Origin of the sequence: Burkholderia sp. 28_3 (genome assembly GCF_003253915.1) — a bacterium.
GTDB classification, from domain to species: Bacteria; Pseudomonadota; Gammaproteobacteria; order Burkholderiales; family Burkholderiaceae; genus Burkholderia; species Burkholderia cenocepacia.
Map to the genome: position 1 here is coordinate 145486 of NZ_QKZF01000017.1, position 18419 is coordinate 163904.

Here is an 18419-nt window from a genome sequence, read left to right on the forward strand (position 1 = left end):
CGCGTCGCGGCTCGCACGTCGCGCCGGGCCGGCCGGCGCTCACCGCCCGCCGGCCGTCATGCCGCTCAATACGCGACCGTCGCGATCTCGCGCACGAAGCTGTCCTGCTCGAGTGCGTCGACGAACGCGACCGCGTAGTCTTCCACCGAGATCTTGCTGTTGCCCTGCGCGTCGACGATCAGCTTGCCGACGCCCGTGCGGAACGTGCCGGTGCGCTCGCCCGGTGCGATCAACGCGGCCGGCGCGAAGAAGGTCCAGTCGAGATCGGCGACCGTCTTCAGGTAGTCGAGCGCATCGCGGTGCGCGAGCGCCTGCGCCTTGTATGCCTCCGGGAATCCTTCGGTGTCGACGAGCTGCTTGCCCGGCGCGACTTCGAGCGAACCGGCGCCGCCCACCACGACGAGCCGCTTCAGGCCGGCCTGGCGCGTGCCGGCGACCAGCGCCTTCGCGGCCGCGACGACCTGCGCCGCATCTTCCTGCTTCGGGCCGTACGCGCTGGCGACGACGTCATGGCCCGGCAGCGCGGCCGCAATGCTGGCCGCGTCGAACAGGTCGGCCGCCTTCGCGGTGATGCCGCCGACGGATGCGTGCGGATGGCGCGACAGCGCCGTGACGCGGTGGCCGCGCCGCACGGCTTCCGCCGCAATGCGCGTGCCGATCATGCCGGTGGCGCCGAACAGCGCGATATTCAATGAACGTTGCGTCATATCGATTCTCCAGAAATGAAAATATGTAACACACTCAATTACATATAAGACCGAAAAAAACGGGGCAAAGCCCCCGTCGTGCCGATCGCCGCGCGTACGCGCCGTCCGGCTTCCCGCCCTGCCTGCCGCCGGGTACCCGTGGCACCCGGCGCCGGTCACCCGCCGGCGCGCGCCGCCCGTTGCGTGCGCTGCTCCAGATCCAGCATGTCGGCCGTCACGTCGGCCAGCGTGCGCGTGGCGAGCGACGCCTCCATCGCGCGCTGCGCGTCGCCGATATAGCCGGTCAGCGCGCTCTGAATGTGCCGCCCGACGAGACATGCCGGATTCGGCGCCTCGCGATGCAGCGCGAACAGTTGCGCATCGTCGACCGCGCGATACACGTCGAGCAGCGTGATCTCGCCGGGCTCGCGCGCCAGCAGCGCGCCGCCGCCCGCGCCGAGCTGCGACGTGGTCAGGCCTGCGGCCGCCAGCATCGACAGCAGCCGGCGAATCAGCGCCGGATTCGTATTCACACTGCCCGCGATGATGTCGGACGACAACGGTACGCCTTCCTGCATCGACAGCAAGGCAAGCACGTGAACGGCAAACGCGAACCGGCTGCTGGTATTCATTCCTGACTCACTCGGCGACGCCGGCCCGACCCGCAACCGGTGACATGTGTAACCATAATAATTACATTTTGCGGATCGTGCAAGCCCGCGTCATTCACCGCTCGCGGGTTTGGCCCCCGCGGCGCTCTGCTGGCTCCACTGCTGGAGTTTCTTGCCGGCTTCGGCGATCTTCGCGCCCGCTTCGGAAGCCGCATGCGCGACGACCGCGGACGCCGCCGCGTCGATCTGCGCCTGCGCGGCCGACGCGAGGCCGCTCGCGGACAACGGCGGCACGGCCGACGCCGCGGACGCGATACCGGCCTTCGCCGCGTTGATCTGCTGGTTGACGGTGCTCGCCACCTGGTCGAGCGCCTTTGCCGCATTGTTCGCGGCGTCGGCGGCCGCGCTCGCGGCCGTATCGGGTTGCGCGACCGGCGTACCGGACTTCTCGCAGCCCGCGAGCAACAGCAGCGCACCGGCGGCCACGGCCGCCAGCACGGACCCGGGCACGCGACGCGCCCGCGATGTCTTCATGTTCATCAGCAATCTCCGGCCGCGCGTTGCACGACCTCGTGGTTGGACCGGTGTCGATGATACCGCCTGTGGAACAGGCCCAATCACGACCCGGCATTAAAAATGCCTTTCAATTTCGGATTCGTCTGATTCAATCGCACGCGCCATGCCTCTAAAGTGGGCACGCTTCAATCCGCTTCGTACGTGTCCCCCACTTTTCCTCGTTATGGCTTTCCTCGTCGACTGGCTCATCGTCCTGGCCGCGCTGCTCGCCGCCACCCTGTTCCTGTGCCTGCGTGCGCCGTCGGCGCGCCGCCTCGCCGAATCGGGGCGTCCGCGCCGCATCGCGTGCGCGCGTCTGCTCACGCAGGCCGTGATCGGCTTCTGGACGGCCGCGCTGATCGTCGCGCAAGGCATCCTCGGCGCCGACGGCGACGGCCAGTCGCTCGCGGGCTTCGCGGCGCTCGCGTTCGCCGCGCTCGGGCTGGCGACCGTCGCCGCCTACTGGTCGGCGTGCGCGCTGCGGCTGCGCCGGCCGCCCGCGCTGTTCGCGCGCCACTGACGCGCCAGATCGGTGCGTGACAGCGCACGCCGCGCACCGCTTCGTTCGTCGTACGCACCAGTTCAGCACGCGCCGCACCACGTGCGTGCAGCCGGCACCGCCGTCGCTCGCCCTCGATCACGCCCCGATCCCGTGCGCGATTCACCGGAATGCCGCATCGCGCGGCAACCGGGCACCAATTTCACGCAGTCGTTCACCAGGTTGGCTCGATACTTGCATTCCTTGCCCGTTTTTTGCGCAAGGAAGTAACGGCATGGATGGTCTGAAATCCGGCGTCGACACCCTGTTCCTGTTGATCGGCGCCGTCATGGTGCTCGCGATGCATGCGGGCTTCGCATTTCTCGAACTCGGCACGGTCCGCAAGAAGAACCAGGTCAACGCGCTCGTGAAGATCCTGGTCGACTTCTCGGTGTCGACACTCGCGTATTTCTTCATCGGCTACACGATCGCGTACGGCGTCGAATTCTTCGACGACATCGGCACGCTGTCGCAGCACAACGGCTACGCGCTCGTGCGCTTCTTCTTCCTGCTGACGTTCGCCGCGGCGATCCCGGCGATCGTGTCCGGCGGCATCGCGGAGCGCGCGAAGTTCAACCCGCAGCTCGTCGCGACGCTGATCATCGTCGGCTTCATCTATCCGTTCTTCGAAGGGATCGCGTGGAACGAGCGCTTCGGCGTGCAAGCCTGGCTCTCGCACGCGTTCGGCGCGCCGTTCCACGACTTCGCGGGCTCGGTCGTCGTGCATGCGTTCGGCGGCTGGGTCGCGCTGCCGGCCGTGCTGCTGCTCGGCGCGCGCCACGGCCGCTACGCGAAGGACGGCCGGATCGCCGCGCACCCGCCGTCGAACATCCCGTTCCTCGCGCTCGGCGCCTGGGTGCTTGCGGTCGGCTGGTTCGGCTTCAACGTGATGAGCGCGCAGACGCTCGACAAGATCAGCGGCCTCGTCGCGGTGAACTCGCTGATGGCGATGGTCGGCGGCACGCTCGCGGCATGGATGGCCGGCCGCAACGACCCGGGCTTCACGTACAACGGGCCGCTCGCTGGCCTCGTCGCGGTATGCGCGGGCTCCGACGTGATGCACCCGATCGGCGCGCTCGTCACGGGCGCCGCGGCCGGTGCGCTGTTCGTCGCGATGTTCACCTGCGTGCAGAACCGCTGGCGCATCGACGACGTGCTCGGCGTCTGGCCGCTGCACGGGATGTGCGGCGCGCTCGGCGGGCTCGCGGCCGGCGTGTTCGGGCAGCCGGCGCTCGGCGGCCTCGGCGGCGTGTCGTTCCTGTCGCAGCTCGTCGGCACGCTCGGCGGCATCGCGCTCGCGAGCGCGGGCGGCACGCTCGTTTACGGCGCGCTGAAGGCGACCGTCGGCCTGCGTCTCGACCGCGAAGCCGAATTCGACGGCGCCGACCTGTCGATCCACCGCATCTCGGCCACGCCCGAGCGCGATTGACCCGCTGAACGCCCCCGGACGCGTCATTACGTTTTCAATTCAAAAAACTTTCATCTAGCGTCCTTACACTTCCGTCCAGTTTTCAATATGCCTTCGCGGAGCTTGCCGCTCGCCCGCTTCGCGAAGGCCATTCTTCCAACAACCGAAACTGGACTCCACATGCCCGCGTTGCCCAATGCTTCCCGTCGTCAGGCCCTGAAGATCCTCGCCGGCGCGCCGATGCTTCCCCTTTCCGGCCTCGCGCTGCCGGCCCTGCTGACGGGTTGCGGCGGCGACGACGATCCCGCGTCGACGCCGGCCCCGGTCGCTGCTGCCTATACGTCGGCGGCATTCTCGGCGATGGCCGCGCCGACGCTCGACAACGCGGCCGCGATGGCCACGACGACGGTCGGCTCGACGCTGTCGGTGTCGTTCTCGGACGGCTCGTCGCGCAACTTCAAGCTCGCGTACCGGCCGTTCTTCGTGACGGGCGACATGGTGCCGGACGGCAAGGGCGGCACGACGCTCGCGGGCGGCTACTACGACATCAACAACCAGCCGATCATCGATCGCTCGGTCGCCGGCAAGGAGCGCCAGTTCTATTCCGACTGCCCGGACGGCAGCTCGCTCCTGACGCTGAAGAACGCGAACGTGCCCGGCGTGAAGGGCAACACGGTGTTCGCGGTCGTGCAGTTCGAATACACGACGCGCGACCAGGCGAGCGCGTCGCAGTACGGCCAGCTGCCGTCGCCGATCGCCGTGCTCACGCTCGACCAGGACCCGGCCACCGGCGCGCTGAAGGTCGTGAAGTACCACAACGTCGACACGTCGAAGGCACACGGCCTGTGGATCACCTGCGGCGCGAGCCTGTCGCCGTGGGGCACGCACCTGTCGAGCGAGGAATACGAGCCGGACGCGACGAAGGCCGCGACCGACGCGCAGTTCAAGGCGTTCAGCAAGAACACGTTCGGCGACGAGACGAAGGCGAACCCCTACCACTACGGCCACCTGCCCGAGATCACCGTGAACCCGGACGGCACCGGCACCGTGAAGAAGCACTACTGCCTCGGCCGCATCTCGCACGAGCTGATCCAGGTGATGCCGGACCAGCGCACCGTGATGATGGGCGACGACGCGACCAACGGCGGCCTGTTCATGTTCGTCGCCGACAAGGCGGCCGACCTGTCGGCCGGCACGCTGTACGTCGCGAAGTGGACGCAGACGTCGTCCGCCGGTGCCGGCACCGCGACGCTCACGTGGATCAAGATCGGCCACGCGACCAGCATCGAGATCGAGACGCTCGCGAACACGCTGAAGGCGTCGGACATCATGGACCTGGTGACCACCGATCCGAACGATGCGAGCTACACGAAGATCCACTTCGGCGGCAAGTTCAACTGGATGCGCGTGAAGCCGGGGATGGAAAAGGCGGCCGCGTTCCTCGAGACGCACCGCTACGCGGCGCTGCTCGGCGGCAGCATGGCGTTCACGAAGCTCGAAGGCACGACCGTGAACGCGAAGGACAAGATCGTCTACACGGCGATGTCGCGGATCGAAACGTCGATGGTCAAGGGCAACGCGGTGTCGCGCGACGTCGCGGTCGACAAGAAGATCGCCGCGGGCGCCGTCTACGCGCTGAACCTGAAGGCCGGCCAGCGCGACACGACGGGCGGCGCGATCGACAGCGAATGGGTGCCGGTCGACATGGGCGCGCCGGCCGCGCTGGTCGGCGAGGACCTCGCCGCGGCCGATGCGCTCGGCAACCTCGCGAACCCGGACAAGATCGCGAACCCCGACAACCTGAAGTTCTCCGAAAAGCTGCGCACGCTGTTCATCGGCGAAGACTCGGGCATGCACGTGAACAACTTCCTGTGGGCCTACAACGTCGACACGAAGTCGCTCGCGCGCGTGCTGTCGTGCCCGGCCGGCGCCGAATCGACGGGCCTGCACGCGGTCGACGAGATCAACGGCTGGACCTACATCATGAGCAACTTCCAGCACGCGGGCGACTGGGAAGCGCCGCTGCACGACAAGGTCAAGCCGACGCTCGACCCGCTCGTGCGCGCGAACTACAAGGATCGCTTCGGCGCCAGCGTCGGCTACCTGACGGCCGAGCAGACCAGCATCAAGCTCGCGAAGGACTGACCGCCTCGCGCGAGGGGGCGTTGCGCCCTGCAGGGCGTCCCTGACCGGGCGTCCCTAACCGGGCGTCCTTTCTTCATCACCGTTCATTCGTCGGCGCTCCACGCCGTTTCACGCGCGATGCCCACTGCGGGCGTCGCGCTTTTTTTTGCGTGCGGGAAGCGTACAGACGGCGCCCATCGCGCGTGCCAGCACGCGCGAAACTGGCCCGGACGGGCATTTGTGGCGATCAGGAGATAATACGGGCCGACGCGTCCGGGCGGACCGTCGGAAGACAGGCAAAAAAAAGCGCCACGGAGACCGTGGCGCTAAAAAAGTTCTAGCCATTCCGAGGGCCGTGCTAGAACCTGAGAGACTGCGCGAAACATCGTTGCCGGTTAAACTCTTGAAACGATGTTTCGAAAACGTGAGACATTCTTTCCGTTTCCGCCCGACAAGTCAAGCGGTATTTGCACCGGTTCATGCACTTTCCGGCAACGCTCATTTGAGCGTTTTCCTAATAAACCAAGGGTGAACCCGTAAAATCTCATCCAATGACCGGTTCACCCACGGAACATGCATCTTTTGACAATAGTCCTACAATACCAACAAAATTGAAATCGAGTTTCGGAATTAGAGAGAATCCCTCGTGTCGACAACTGTAACCCCTCCCGCGTCGCGGGACCGTGAATCGTCACCCGACGAGATCACCGCCCTCGCCCGCGGCCTCGCCGTGCTGCGCCGTATCGCGGCTGCCGACGCGCCCGTCAGCAACCGCGAACTGACCGAATTGACCGGCATCCCGAAGCCGACCGTCTCGCGCATCACCGCGACGCTCGTCAGCGCCGGCTTCCTGTTCCAGTTGCCCGACAGCGAGCGCTTCGTGCTCACCGCGTCGGTGCTCGAACTGAGCCACGGCTTCCTGCGCAACTTCGACATCCGCGCGCGGTCGCGGCCGTTCATGATCGAGCTGGCCGAACGCACGTCGCTGTCCGTGCACCTCGCGGTGCGCGACCGCCTCGACATGGTCGCGATCGACGTGATCCGCCCGCGCTCGGCCGTGCTCGTCACGCGCCTCGAGATCGGCTCGCGGATGGACATCGCGCGTACGGCCGTCGGCCGCGCGTATCTCGCCGCGCTGGAGGACGACGAGCGTCGCCTGCTGCTCGAATCGCTGCGCACCACCGCCGGCGACGACTGGCCACACGTGTCCGCTCGCCTCACGCCCGCGCTCGACGAAGCGATGCGCGACGGCCATGCGATCGCGATCGGCGAATGGCGCGAGGGCCTCAATGCGGTCGCGGCCGGTTTCGTCGGCCCGTCGGGTCAACGCTATTCGGTGAATTGCGGCGGCGCGTCGCACCAGTGCCCGCCCGAATGGCTGCAGGAACACGTGGTGCCCGCGCTGCAGGAATGCATCGCGAAAATCACCCGCGAAATCGGCGGCGCGCCGGCCCGGCGCATCGGCGTGTAATCGTTTCGTCATCGCCGTGTCGCGTTCTGTAACGACCGTAACCCGTTGAAAGATAGACCGCTGGACTGTAACGGGGACGGCACGTAGGATCATGCCCATCGTCGCGCCGCATTCGCGGCGCGCACCGCTCTTTTCCCGCGCGGATCGGCGGGGCCCCGGACCGAGCCGGGCCGCCCCGTCCCGTCACCCGCACGCCCACGCGCAGCCCAGCAGTCCGATTTCCGGCACGCCGCGCCGTCTTCCTGACAGAACACGATGGATAACGAACAAAAGCCCACGCCCCCTTCGAAAGACCCCGCGCCCGCCGCCGCACGGCGCCCGCGCCGCACGCTGCTGCTCGGCACCGTCGCGGTCGTCGTCATCGGCGGCCTGCTGTGGTGGCATCCGTGGAACCGCACGCCCGCGGCAGGCAGTTCAGCGCAAGGCGCGGGCGCCAGCGCGGCCGCTGGCAGCCATCGCGGCCGCGGCGGCCCCGCCGCGATGGCGAACGTTCCGCAGCCGGTGCAGGTCGCCACCGCGACGCAGGGCGAAATGCCGATCGTGCTGTCCGCGCTCGGCACCGTCACGCCGCTCGCGAACGTGACGGTGAAGACGCAACTGTCGGGCTATCTGCAATCGGTGTCGTTCCAGGAAGGCCAGATCGTCAAGAAGGGCGACGTGCTCGCGCAGATCGACCCGCGTCCGTACCAGGTCGCGCTCGAGAACGCCGAAGGCACGCATGCGCGCGACGCGGCGCTGCTCGCGACGGCCCGCCTCGACCTGAAGCGCTACCAGACGCTGCTGTCGCAGGACTCGATCGCGTCGCAAACCGTCGATACGCAGGCGTCGCTCGTCAAGCAGTACGAAGGCGCGGTGAAGACCGACCAGGCCGCGATCGATTCCGCGAAACTGAACCTCACGTATGCGCGCATCACGGCGCCGGTGTCGGGCCGCGTCGGCCTGCGCCAGGTCGACCCCGGCAACTACGTGACGCCGGGCGACACCAACGGCATCGTCGTGATCACGCAGTTGCAGCCGATGAGCGTGATCTTCACGACGTCGGAAGACAACCTGCCGCAGATCCTCAAGCAGGTGAACGCGGGCCGGAAGCTGTCGGTCACCGCGTACAACCGCAACAACACGGTGCCGCTCGAGACGGGTTCGCTCGCGACGCTCGACAACCAGATCGACACGAGCACCGGCACGGTCAAGCTGCGCGCGAACTTCGATAACAAGGAAGGCATGCTGTTCCCGAATCAGTTCGTGAACACGCGGCTGCTCGTCGACGTGCTGCGCAACGCGACGATCGTGCCGACCTCCGCGGTGCTGACCGGCTCGATCGGCCAGTTCGTGTACGTCGTGAAGCCCGACAACACGGTGACCGTGCGCAAGGTCACGATCGGCCCGGTCGACGGCGAACGCACGAGCATCGTCAGCGGCGTGACGCTCGGCGAGCGCGTGGTGACCGACGGCTCGGACCGCCTGCGCGAAGGCTCGAAGATCTCGATTCCGGCCGACAAGCCGAAAGGCGCCTCGGGCGCGCACGGCGCCGGCGCGGCGTCGGGCGCATCGGCTGCGTCCGGTGCAGCCGGCCATCGCGGCGGACACCGGCACGGCGCGTCGCAAGCCGCGGCCCCCGCGGCCCAGTAACGCGCGGGCCGCTCGATGAATCCATCCCGCCTCTTCATTCTCCGGCCGGTCGGCACCGCCCTCCTGATGGCGGCGATCATGCTGGCCGGCCTCGTCGCGCTGCGCTTCCTGCCGCTCGCCGCGCTGCCCGAGGTCGACTACCCGACGATCCAGGTCCAGACCTTCTACCCGGGCGCGAGCCCGGAGGTGATGACGTCGTCGGTCACCGCGCCGCTCGAACGCCAGTTCGGGCAGATGCCGTCGCTGAACCAGATGTCGTCGCAAAGCTCGGCCGGTGCGTCGGTGATCACGCTGCAGTTCTCGCTCGACCTGCCGCTCGACATCGCCGAACAGGAAGTGCAGGCCGCGATCAACGCGGCCGGCAACCTGCTGCCGTCCGACCTGCCGGCTCCGCCGATCTACGCGAAGGTGAACCCGGCCGATGCACCGGTGCTGACGCTCGCCGTCAAGTCCAAGACGCTGCCGCTCACGCAGGTGCAGGACCTGGCCGACACGCGCCTCGCGATGAAGATCTCGCAGATCGCCGGCGTCGGCCTCGTCAGCCTGTCGGGCGGCAACCGCCCGGCCGTGCGGATCCAGGCGAACCCGACCGCGCTCGCGCAGTACGGGATGAACCTCGACGACCTGCGCACGACGATCTCGAACCTGAACGTCAACACGCCGAAGGGCAACTTCGACGGCCCGACGCGCGCGTACACGATCAACGCGAACGACCAGCTGACGAGCGCCGACCAGTACAACAGCGCGGTCGTCGCGTACAAGAACGGCCGCCCGGTGATGCTGACCGACGTCGCGACGGTCGTCGCCGGCTCGGAGAACACCAAGCTCGGCGCGTGGGTGAATGCGGACCCGGCGATCATCCTGAACGTGCAGCGCCAACCGGGCGCGAACGTGATCGCGACCGTCGACGCGATCAAGGCGCAGTTGCCGAAGCTGCAGGAAACGCTGCCGGCCGCGCTCGACGTCGAGATCGTCACCGATCGCACGACGATGATCCGCGCGGCCGTGCGCGACGTGCAGTTCGAGCTGCTGCTCGCGGTCGCGCTGGTCGTGCTGGTGATGTACCTGTTCCTCGCCAACGTCTACGCGACGCTCATCCCGAGCCTGTCGGTGCCGCTGTCGCTGATCGGCACGCTCGCGGTGATGTACATGGCCGGCTTCTCGCTGAACAACCTGTCGCTGATGGCGCTCACCATCGCGACCGGCTTCGTCGTCGACGATGCGATCGTGATGATCGAGAACATCGCGCGCTACGTCGAGGAAGGCGAATCGGGACTCGAGGCCGCGCTGAAGGGCTCGCGGCAGATCGGCTTCACGATCATCTCGCTGACGGTCTCGCTGATCGCGGTGCTGATCCCGCTGCTGTTCATGGGCGACGTGGTCGGGCGCCTCTTCCACGAATTCGCGATCACGCTCGCGGTGACGATCGTGATCTCGGCGATCGTGTCGCTCACGCTCGTGCCGATGATGTGCGCGAAGCTGCTGCGCCATTCGCCGCCGCCGGAGAGCCACCGCTTCGAGGCGCGCGTGCACCAGGCAATCGACTGGGTGATCGCGCGCTACGCGGTCGCGCTCGAATGGGTGCTGAACCGCCAGCGCTCGACGCTCGTCGTCGCGCTGCTGACGCTCGGGCTGACCGCCCTGCTCTATGTATTCGTGCCGAAGGGCTTCTTCCCCGCGCAGGACACCGGCGTGATCCAGGCGATCACGCAGGCGCCGCAGTCGATCTCGTACGGCGCGATGGCCGAACGCCAGCAGGCGCTCGCGGCCGCAATCCTGAAGGATCCGAACGTCGACAGCCTCACGTCGTTCATCGGCGTCGACGGCAGCAACATCACGCTGAACAGCGGCCGGATGCTGATCAACCTGAAGGCCCGCGACGAACGCACCGAAACCGCCGCGCAGATCATCCGCGACCTGCAGCAGCGCGTGTCGAACATCACCGGCATCTCGCTGTTCATGCAGCCGGTGCAGGACCTGACGATCGACTCGACGGTCAGCCCGACGCAGTACCAGTTCATGCTGACGAGCCCCAACTCGGAAGAATTCGCGACCTGGGTGCCGAAACTCGTCGCGCGGCTGCAGCAGGAGCCGTCGCTCGCCGACGTCGCGACCGACCTGCAGAGCAACGGCCAGTCGGTGTACATCGAGATCGACCGCCCGAGCGCCGCGCGCTTCGGCATCACGCCGGCGACCGTCGACAACGCGCTGTACGACGCGTTCGGCCAGCGCATCGTGTCGACGATCTTCACGCAGTCGAACCAGTACCGCGTGATTCTCGAATCGGAGCCGAAGGAGCAGCACTACGCGCAATCGCTGAACGACATCTACCTGCCGTCGGCCGGCGGCGGCCAGGTGCCGCTGTCGTCGATCGCGTCGTTCCACGAGCGGCCGTCGCCGCTGCTGGTCGCGCACCTGTCGCAGTTCCCGTCGACGACGATCTCGTTCAACCTCGCGCCGGGCGCGTCGCTCGGCGAAGCCGTCAAGGCGATCGAGGCCGCCGAGAAGGACATCGGCCTGCCCGGCTCGTTCCAGACGCGCTTCCAGGGCGCGGCGCTCGCGTTCCAGGCGTCGCTGTCGAACCAGCTGTTCCTGATCCTCGCGGCGGTCGTCACGATGTACATCGTGCTCGGCGTGCTGTACGAGAGCTACATCCACCCGATCACGATCCTGTCGACGCTGCCGTCGGCCGGCGTCGGCGCGCTGCTCGCGCTGATGATCACCGGGCACGACCTCGACATCATCGGGATCATCGGCATCGTGCTGCTGATCGGCATCGTGAAGAAGAACGCGATCATGATGATCGACTTCGCGCTCGAGGCCGAACGCGTCGAAGGCAAGCCGCCGCGCGAGGCGATCTACCAGGCCTGCCTGCTGCGCTTCCGGCCGATCCTGATGACGACGCTCGCCGCGCTGCTCGGCGCGGTGCCGCTGATCGTCGGCTCCGGCGCGGGCTCCGAGCTGCGCCAGCCGCTCGGGATCGCGATCGCCGGCGGCCTGATCGTGTCGCAGGTGCTGACGCTGTTCACGACGCCCGTGATCTACCTCGGCTTCGATTCGCTCGCGCGCCGCGTGCGCGGCTGGTTCGAACGGCACGGGCCAGGCGCCGATGCAGGCAAGCACACGGGCGCATAACCGATGAACCTGTCGCGCCCCTTCATCACCCGCCCCGTCGCGACGACGCTGCTCGCGCTCGGCGTCGCGCTCGCGGGCCTGTTCGCGTTCATCAAGCTGCCGGTGTCGCCGCTGCCGCAGGTCGACTTCCCGACGATCTCGGTGCAGGCGTCGCTGCCGGGCGCGAGCCCGGAAACGGTCGCGACCAGCGTGACGAGCCCGCTCGAGCGGCACCTCGGCTCGATCGCGGACGTCTCCGAAATGACGTCGACGAGCACGGTCGGCAATGCGCGGATCATCCTGCAGTTCGGCCTGAACCGCGACATCGACGGCGCCGCGCGCGACGTGCAGGCCGCGATCAACGCGGCGCGCGCCGACCTGCCCGCCGCGCTGAAGAGCAACCCGACGTACCGCAAGGTCAACCCGGCCGATTCGCCGATCATGATCGTGTCGCTGACGTCGGAGACGTCGTCGCCCGCGAAGCTGTACGACGCCGCGTCCACGGTGCTGCAGCAGTCGCTGTCGCAGATCGACGGGATCGGCCAGGTCACCGTGAGCGGCTCCGCGAACCCGGCCGTGCGCGTCGAGCTCGAACCGCAGTCGCTGTTCCACTACGGGATCGGCCTCGAGGACGTGCGCGCGGCGCTGGCGTCCGCGAACGCCAACGCGCCGAAGGGCGTGATCGAATTCGGCCCGCAGCACTACCAGCTCTACACGAACGACCAGGCGTCCCAGGCGTCGCAATACCGCGACCTCGTCGTCGCCTACCGCAACGGCTCGGCCGTGCGGCTGTCCGACCTGTCGGACGTCGTCGATTCGGTCGAGGATCTGCGCAACCTCGGCCTGTCGAACGGCAAGCGCGCGGTGCTCGTGATCCTCTATCGCTCGCCCGGCGCGAACATCATCGACACGATCGACCGCGTGCGCGCGGCGCTGCCGCAGCTCACCGCGTCGCTGCCGGCCGACATCACGGTCACGCCGGTGCTCGACCGCTCGACCACCATCCGCGCATCGCTGAAGGACACCGAGCATACGCTGCTGATCGCGGTCAGCCTCGTCGTGATGGTCGTGTTCCTGTTCCTGCGCAACTGGCGCGCGACGCTGATCCCGAGCGTCGCGGTGCCGATCTCGATCATCGGCACGTTCGGCGCGATGTACCTGCTCGGCTTCTCGATCGACAACCTGTCGCTGATGGCGCTGATCGTCGCGACCGGCTTCGTCGTCGACGATGCGATCGTCGTGCTCGAGAACATCTCGCGGCACATCGAGAACGGCAAGCCGCGGATGCAGGCCGCGTTCGACGGCGCGCGCGAAGTCGGCTTCACGGTGCTGTCGATGAGCATCTCGCTCGTCGCGGTGTTCCTGCCGATCCTGCTGATGGGCGGGATCGTCGGGCGGTTGTTCCGCGAGTTCGCGCTGACACTGTCGCTCGCGATCGCCGTGTCGCTCGCGGTGTCGCTCACGGTCACGCCGATGATGTGCGCGCGCCTGCTGCCCGAACAGCACGACCCGCAAAGCGAGGGCCGCTTCGGGCGTTTCCTCGAACGCGGTTTCGCGCGCCTGCAGCGCGGCTACGAGCGCTCGCTGTCGTGGGCGCTGCGCCGGCCGCTCCTGATCCTGCTGACGCTGTTCGCGACGATCGGGCTGAACGTGTACCTGTACGTCGTCGTGCCGAAGGGCTTCTTCCCGCAGCAGGACACCGGGCTGATGATCGGCGGCATTCGGGCCGACCAGTCCACGTCGTTCCAGGCGATGAAGCTGAAGTTCTCCGAGATGATGCGGATCGTGCAGGCCAATCCGAACGTGAAGAGCGTCGCGGGCTTCACCGGCGGCACGCAAACCAACTCCGGCTTCATGTTCGTCACGCTGAAGGACCGCACCGAGCGCAAGCTGTCGGCCGACCAGGTGATCCAGCAGCTGCGCCCGCGGCTGGCGGACGTGGCCGGCGCGAGCACGTTCCTGCAGGCCGCGCAGGACATTCGCGTCGGCGGCCGGCAGAGCAACGCGCAGTACCAGTTCACGCTGCTCGGCGATTCGACCGCCGACCTGTACAAGTGGGGGCCGCTGCTGACCGAGGCGCTGCAGAAGCGCCCCGAGCTGACCGACGTGAACTCCGACCAGCAGCAAGGCGGCATGGAGGCCATGGTGACGATCGACCGCGCGACGGCCGCGCGGTTCGGCATCAAGCCCGCGCAGATCGACAACACGCTGTACGACGCGTTCGGCCAGCGCCAGGTCTCGACGATCTACAACCCGCTGAACCAGTACCACGTCGTGATGGAAGTCGCGCCGAAATACTGGCAGAGCCCGGAGATGCTGAACCAGGTGTGGATCAGCACGTCGGGCGGCAGCGCGAACGGCTCGCAGACCACCAACGCGGCCGCCGGCACCTTCGTCGCGACCTCGGCCGGCACGTCGAGCGCCGGCACGGCCGCGCAAAGCGCCGCGGCGATCGCGTCCGACTCCGCGCGCAACCAGGCGCTCAACTCGATCGCGGCGAGCGGCAAGTCGAGCGCGTCGTCGGGCGCGTCGGTGTCGACGTCGAAGTCGACGATGATCCCGCTGTCGGCGATCGCGACCTTCGGGCCGAGCACGACGCCGCTGTCGGTCAACCACCAGGGGCTGTTCGTCGCGACGACGATCTCGTTCAACCTGCCGCCGGGCGTGTCGCTGTCGCAGGCGACGCAGGTGATCTACCAGACGATGGCGCAGGTCGGGGTTCCGCCGACGATCGTCGGCAGCTTCCAGGGCACCGCACAGGCGTTCCAGCAGTCGATGAACGATCAGCCGATCCTGATCCTCGCCGCGCTGCTGGCCGTCTACATCGTGCTCGGGATCCTGTACGAGAGCTACATCCATCCGATCACGATCCTGTCGACGCTGCCGTCGGCCGGCGTCGGCGCGCTGCTCGCGCTGCTGCTGTTCAAGACCGAGTTCAGCATCATCGCGCTGATCGGCGTGATCCTGCTGATCGGCATCGTGAAGAAGAACGCGATCATGATGGTCGACTTCGCGATCGACCAGACGCGCAACCAAGGGAAGTCGTCGTTCGACGCGATCCACGAAGCGTGCCTGCTGCGCTTTCGCCCGATCATGATGACGACGATGGCCGCGCTGCTCGGCGCGCTGCCGCTCGCGTTCGGCAACGGCGACGGCGCCGAATTGCGCGCGCCGCTCGGGATCGCGATCGCCGGCGGCCTGGTCATGTCGCAGGTGCTGACGCTCTATACGACGCCGGTCGTCTACCTGTACATGGACCGGTTCCGCGTATGGGCCGAGAAGCGCCGCAACCGCCGCGGCAATACCGGCGGGCCGGCGGTCGCCGGCGAGTAACGGCAAGTAGCGGCGAGTAGCGGCGAGCGGCCGGACGCGAACGGGGCGGGGCATGTCGTACCGCCCCGCCCCGGCCGTCGGCCCGCGCCGCCGCGAAGGTCGCGCGCAGCCGGCATCCACGCCGGTGGGCCGCGACGACGGCCGACGGCGCTCAGCGGCGCTCGGCCTCGGCCGGATCGGCCAGCGCGTCCGCCAGGCGCCGCGCCGCGTCGTCGATCATTGCCGGTATCCGCCGCCATCGCGCGTCGCCCGGCACATCGAGCGCGACGCCGATCGCGAGCGCCCCGCCCGCATCCACCGGTATCGCGACGATGCCGGCCTCCTGCCGCGACGCGCGTTGCCGGCCAAACCGCCGGACGGGCCGACCACCCGTGTCGGCCGCGTCGCTTTGGTCGTCCGCAGCGTCCTCTATCCGCCCCGCGAACCGCGCGCCGACGCGCGTGACGAGGCACGCGGCCCCGTCGGGCGCCGCCTGCGCGAGCACGACGACTTCCGCGCCATCCCGCCCGAGCAACTGCGCGGCGAGCCCGCTGCGCGCACACAACGCGTCCAGCACCGGCTGCGCGTGCGCGACCTCCGGCCGCGCGCCGAGATACGCGGCCGCGACCCGCGCGGCGGCCGGCCCCGGCCGATAGCGGCCGTGCGGATCGACGACCAGAAACGCATGCCGGACCAGCGTCCTCAGCAACCGCGCGATCGAGTTGCGCGGCACGTCGAGCCGCGTCGCCAGGTCCGCGGCGGTCGGGAGCGACGGCCCGGCCGCGACCGCTTCGAGAATCGCGAGCCCGCGCGCGAGCGCCGGCACCCGATGGCGCAACGCGCGGTCATCCATGTCGTGCAAGGTCATACAGGTCCCGTGCGTTGCGCGCATAGCGGCGCGGCGCCATCCCCGACCAGCGATGGAACGCGCGCGCGAACGCCTTCTCCGACGTGTAGCCGACCCGCTCGGCGATCTCGATCAGGCGCAGCTTGCCGTTCGCGAGCTCGCCGCTCGCCAGATACATCCGGTAGGCGGTCAGATGACCGATCGGCGTCTCGCCGACGAGTTCGGCGAAATGCGCGCAAAAGCGCGAACGCGACATGCCGGCCTCGGCCGCGAGGCTCGCGAGCTGCCAGTTGCGCCGCGGGTCGCGATGCATCAGCGCCATCGCGCGGCCGATCTGCGGATCGGTGAGGCCACGCAGCCAGCCCGTGTGATTCGCCGACGATTGCAGATGCGCGCGCAGCAGCTGCACGAACAGCACGTCGGCCAGGCGCGTCGCGGCGACCGCCCAGCCCGGCTGGCACGCCATCGATTCCTGGATGAAGCTCTGCAGCGTGCTCGCGAGCCACGGCGCGACGGCCGCATCGTTGGCGCGCACGTGGATCAGCGTCGGCAACACCGAGAACAGCGGGCTGCGCACGATGTCGCGATACACGACGATCCCCGTATAGAGCTCGCTGGTCGCGCCGCCGCCGCCCGCGACGAACTCGAGCGGCGTATCGAAGCGCGGCCGGATGCCCTTGTCGGCCATCAGCGTGTCGAACGGCACGGGCGGCACGTCGAGCGACGACGCCATCACGTGCTCGTCGCCGTGCGGCAGCAGCACGAAGTCGCCCGGCTCGACGTGCACGGGCGCGGCGCCCGCGACCGCCAGGAAGAACGGGCTGCCCGCGCAGGTGCGAAACGGCGCGCCCGCGACGGCCGGCTTGCGGATCGCCCACGGCGCGCTCAGCGTGAAGCGTCCGGTGACGACCGCATCGGCCCGCAGGTCGGTCAGCACGTCGCTGAGAAGATCGGTCGTCATCGTCGAAGTCTCCGTGGAGCGCGCCGCCGCATCAGAAGCGCTGCTGGATGCCCGCCATCGCGCCGACCTGGTTGCGGCCGGTGCCGACCGTGCCGCCTGCCGCCACCGCCGACGTGCCGAACGCGCTGTTCGTCATGTAACCGACCGACGTATAGACCAGCGTGCGCTTCGACAGGCTGTAATTCGCGCGCCCGACGAACAGGTTCGAGTCGTAGCGGCCGCGCAGCAGATAGCGCACGGCCTGTGCGTCGAATGATAGCGCCGGCGTCGCGTAGACCGTGCCGCCCGCGAAAAAGAGGTCCGACTGGCCGTGGGCCGCGGCCGCCGTGTTGCGGCGGATCCAGCCCGCGCCGAGCTTCGCGATGCCGAGCTTGACGTACGCATCGACGATCGTGCGCGTGTCCGTATAGCCTGGGCTCGACAGCGGCGCCGACGCGCCCGTGCCGCCGTGCATCACGTCGTACGATGCGGCCACGCCGAACTGCGGTGCGTCGTACGCGACCATCATCGTGTATTGCCGGCAGGCGACGGGGTCGCCCGGCACGTTGCCCGCGCAGTTCGTGGCCGACGGGCCGGCCGGGCCCGCCGCATCGCGCCCGGTGCTGTACGTACCGCCGAGCGTCACGCCGCCGAAGTGGCCGAGATAGCCGATCGCGCTGTCGCTGCGCGCGTTCGGCAGATAGCTGTCGAAGCTGGCCATCGAATGAATCGACGGGCCGATCACGTCGGCGTTGAGCAGCACGAGCATCGACATGTTCATCTGCCGCCCGAGCGTGAGCGTGCCGTACGGCGAATCGATGCCGACGTTCGCCTGCCGGCCGAACAGGCGGCCGCCGTAGTTCAGCGCGCCCGAGTTCAGCGCGAAGCCGTTTTCGAGCACGAAGAACGTGCGGTAGCCGCCGCCGAGCGCCTCGACGCCGCGCAACCCGAAGCGCGACGGCACTTCGCCGGTCAGCGACGGCATGCCGGCGACCGCGCCGCCGCCGGCCGCATGGTTGTAGTACTGCACGCCGGTGTCGACGATGCCGTACAGCGTCACGCTGCCCTGCGCCTGCGCGCCCGGCGATGCGGCGGCGGCGGCCGCGAACGAGACGGCCGTCGCGGCCGTGCGAAAGGTTTTCATCGAAGTCTCCAGACCAATCGTGTAGTTATGCTTGCTATTG

13 protein-coding genes are annotated in these 18419 nt (G+C 68.3%); 7 read left to right on the plus strand and 6 right to left on the minus strand.

Annotation, left to right across the window (positions count from 1 at the left end):
- Positions 1–65 precede the first annotated feature (65 nt).
- The 3 genes from DFS13_RS28585 to DFS13_RS28595 form a co-directional block, all read right to left on the minus strand.
- Entirely contained in the window at positions 66–707 is a 642-nt protein-coding gene (locus DFS13_RS28585) for an NAD(P)-dependent oxidoreductase (RefSeq protein ID WP_062884648.1), read from the minus strand.
- Between the two features lie 155 nt (positions 708–862).
- Positions 863–1318 carry an Rrf2 family transcriptional regulator gene (locus DFS13_RS28590; protein WP_006484400.1) on the minus strand — a complete coding sequence of 152 codons (456 nt, stop codon included), beginning with the start codon at positions 1316–1318 and terminating at the stop codon, positions 863–865.
- Between the two features lie 90 nt (positions 1319–1408).
- Positions 1409–1837: a hypothetical protein gene (locus tag DFS13_RS28595; RefSeq protein ID WP_006484403.1), complete on the minus strand. Its 429-nt coding sequence runs from the start codon at positions 1835–1837 to the stop codon at positions 1409–1411.
- 199 nt (positions 1838–2036) lie between these two features.
- Here DFS13_RS28595 and DFS13_RS28600 point away from each other — a divergent pair, with 199 nt between their 5' ends.
- The 7 genes from DFS13_RS28600 (at position 2037) to DFS13_RS28630 (ending at position 15469) form a co-directional block, all read left to right on the plus strand.
- On the plus strand, positions 2037–2372 hold the full coding sequence (locus DFS13_RS28600) for a hypothetical protein (protein ID WP_006493329.1): 336 nt from the start codon (positions 2037–2039) through the stop codon (positions 2370–2372).
- A 253-nt stretch (positions 2373–2625) separates the two neighbouring features.
- Positions 2626–3819 carry an ammonium transporter gene (locus tag DFS13_RS28605; RefSeq protein ID WP_111442398.1) on the plus strand — a complete coding sequence of 398 codons (1194 nt, stop codon included), beginning with the start codon at positions 2626–2628 and terminating at the stop codon, positions 3817–3819.
- A gap of 159 nt (positions 3820–3978) precedes the next feature.
- Positions 3979–5943, plus strand: coding sequence for a PhoX family phosphatase (locus tag DFS13_RS28610; protein ID WP_060263105.1), 1965 nt, complete (start codon positions 3979–3981; stop codon positions 5941–5943).
- Between the two features lie 625 nt (positions 5944–6568).
- Complete coding sequence (locus tag DFS13_RS28615) at positions 6569–7393, plus strand: IclR family transcriptional regulator (RefSeq protein WP_006497679.1); 825 nt, start codon at positions 6569–6571, stop codon at positions 7391–7393.
- Between the two features lie 255 nt (positions 7394–7648).
- Positions 7649–9022 carry an MdtA/MuxA family multidrug efflux RND transporter periplasmic adaptor subunit gene (locus tag DFS13_RS28620; protein WP_006497680.1) on the plus strand — a complete coding sequence of 458 codons (1374 nt, stop codon included), beginning with the start codon at positions 7649–7651 and terminating at the stop codon, positions 9020–9022.
- Positions 9023–9037: 15 nt separating this feature from the next.
- Complete coding sequence (locus DFS13_RS28625; RefSeq protein WP_111442399.1) at positions 9038–12157, plus strand: MdtB/MuxB family multidrug efflux RND transporter permease subunit; 3120 nt, start codon at positions 9038–9040, stop codon at positions 12155–12157.
- Between the two features lie 3 nt (positions 12158–12160).
- Positions 12161–15469: an efflux RND transporter permease subunit gene (locus DFS13_RS28630; protein WP_111442400.1), complete on the plus strand. Its 3309-nt coding sequence runs from the start codon at positions 12161–12163 to the stop codon at positions 15467–15469.
- A gap of 151 nt (positions 15470–15620) precedes the next feature.
- Here DFS13_RS28630 and DFS13_RS28635 read toward each other — a convergent pair whose 3' ends face one another.
- From DFS13_RS28635 to DFS13_RS28645, 3 genes are read right to left on the minus strand one after another with little or no spacing between them, the layout of a single operon-like run.
- Complete coding sequence (locus tag DFS13_RS28635; protein WP_111442401.1) at positions 15621–16316, minus strand: helix-turn-helix domain-containing protein; 696 nt, start codon at positions 16314–16316, stop codon at positions 15621–15623.
- Positions 16294–17256, minus strand: coding sequence for an AraC family transcriptional regulator (locus tag DFS13_RS28640; RefSeq protein ID WP_006491252.1), 963 nt, complete (start codon positions 17254–17256; stop codon positions 16294–16296). Before DFS13_RS28640 ends, DFS13_RS28635 begins: the two co-directional genes overlap by 23 nt.
- Positions 17257–17287: 31 nt before the next feature.
- A complete protein-coding gene (locus DFS13_RS28645; RefSeq protein WP_034200806.1) occupies positions 17288–18379 on the minus strand; it encodes a porin in 1092 nt (363 codons plus the stop codon).
- Positions 18380–18419 lie beyond the last annotated feature (40 nt).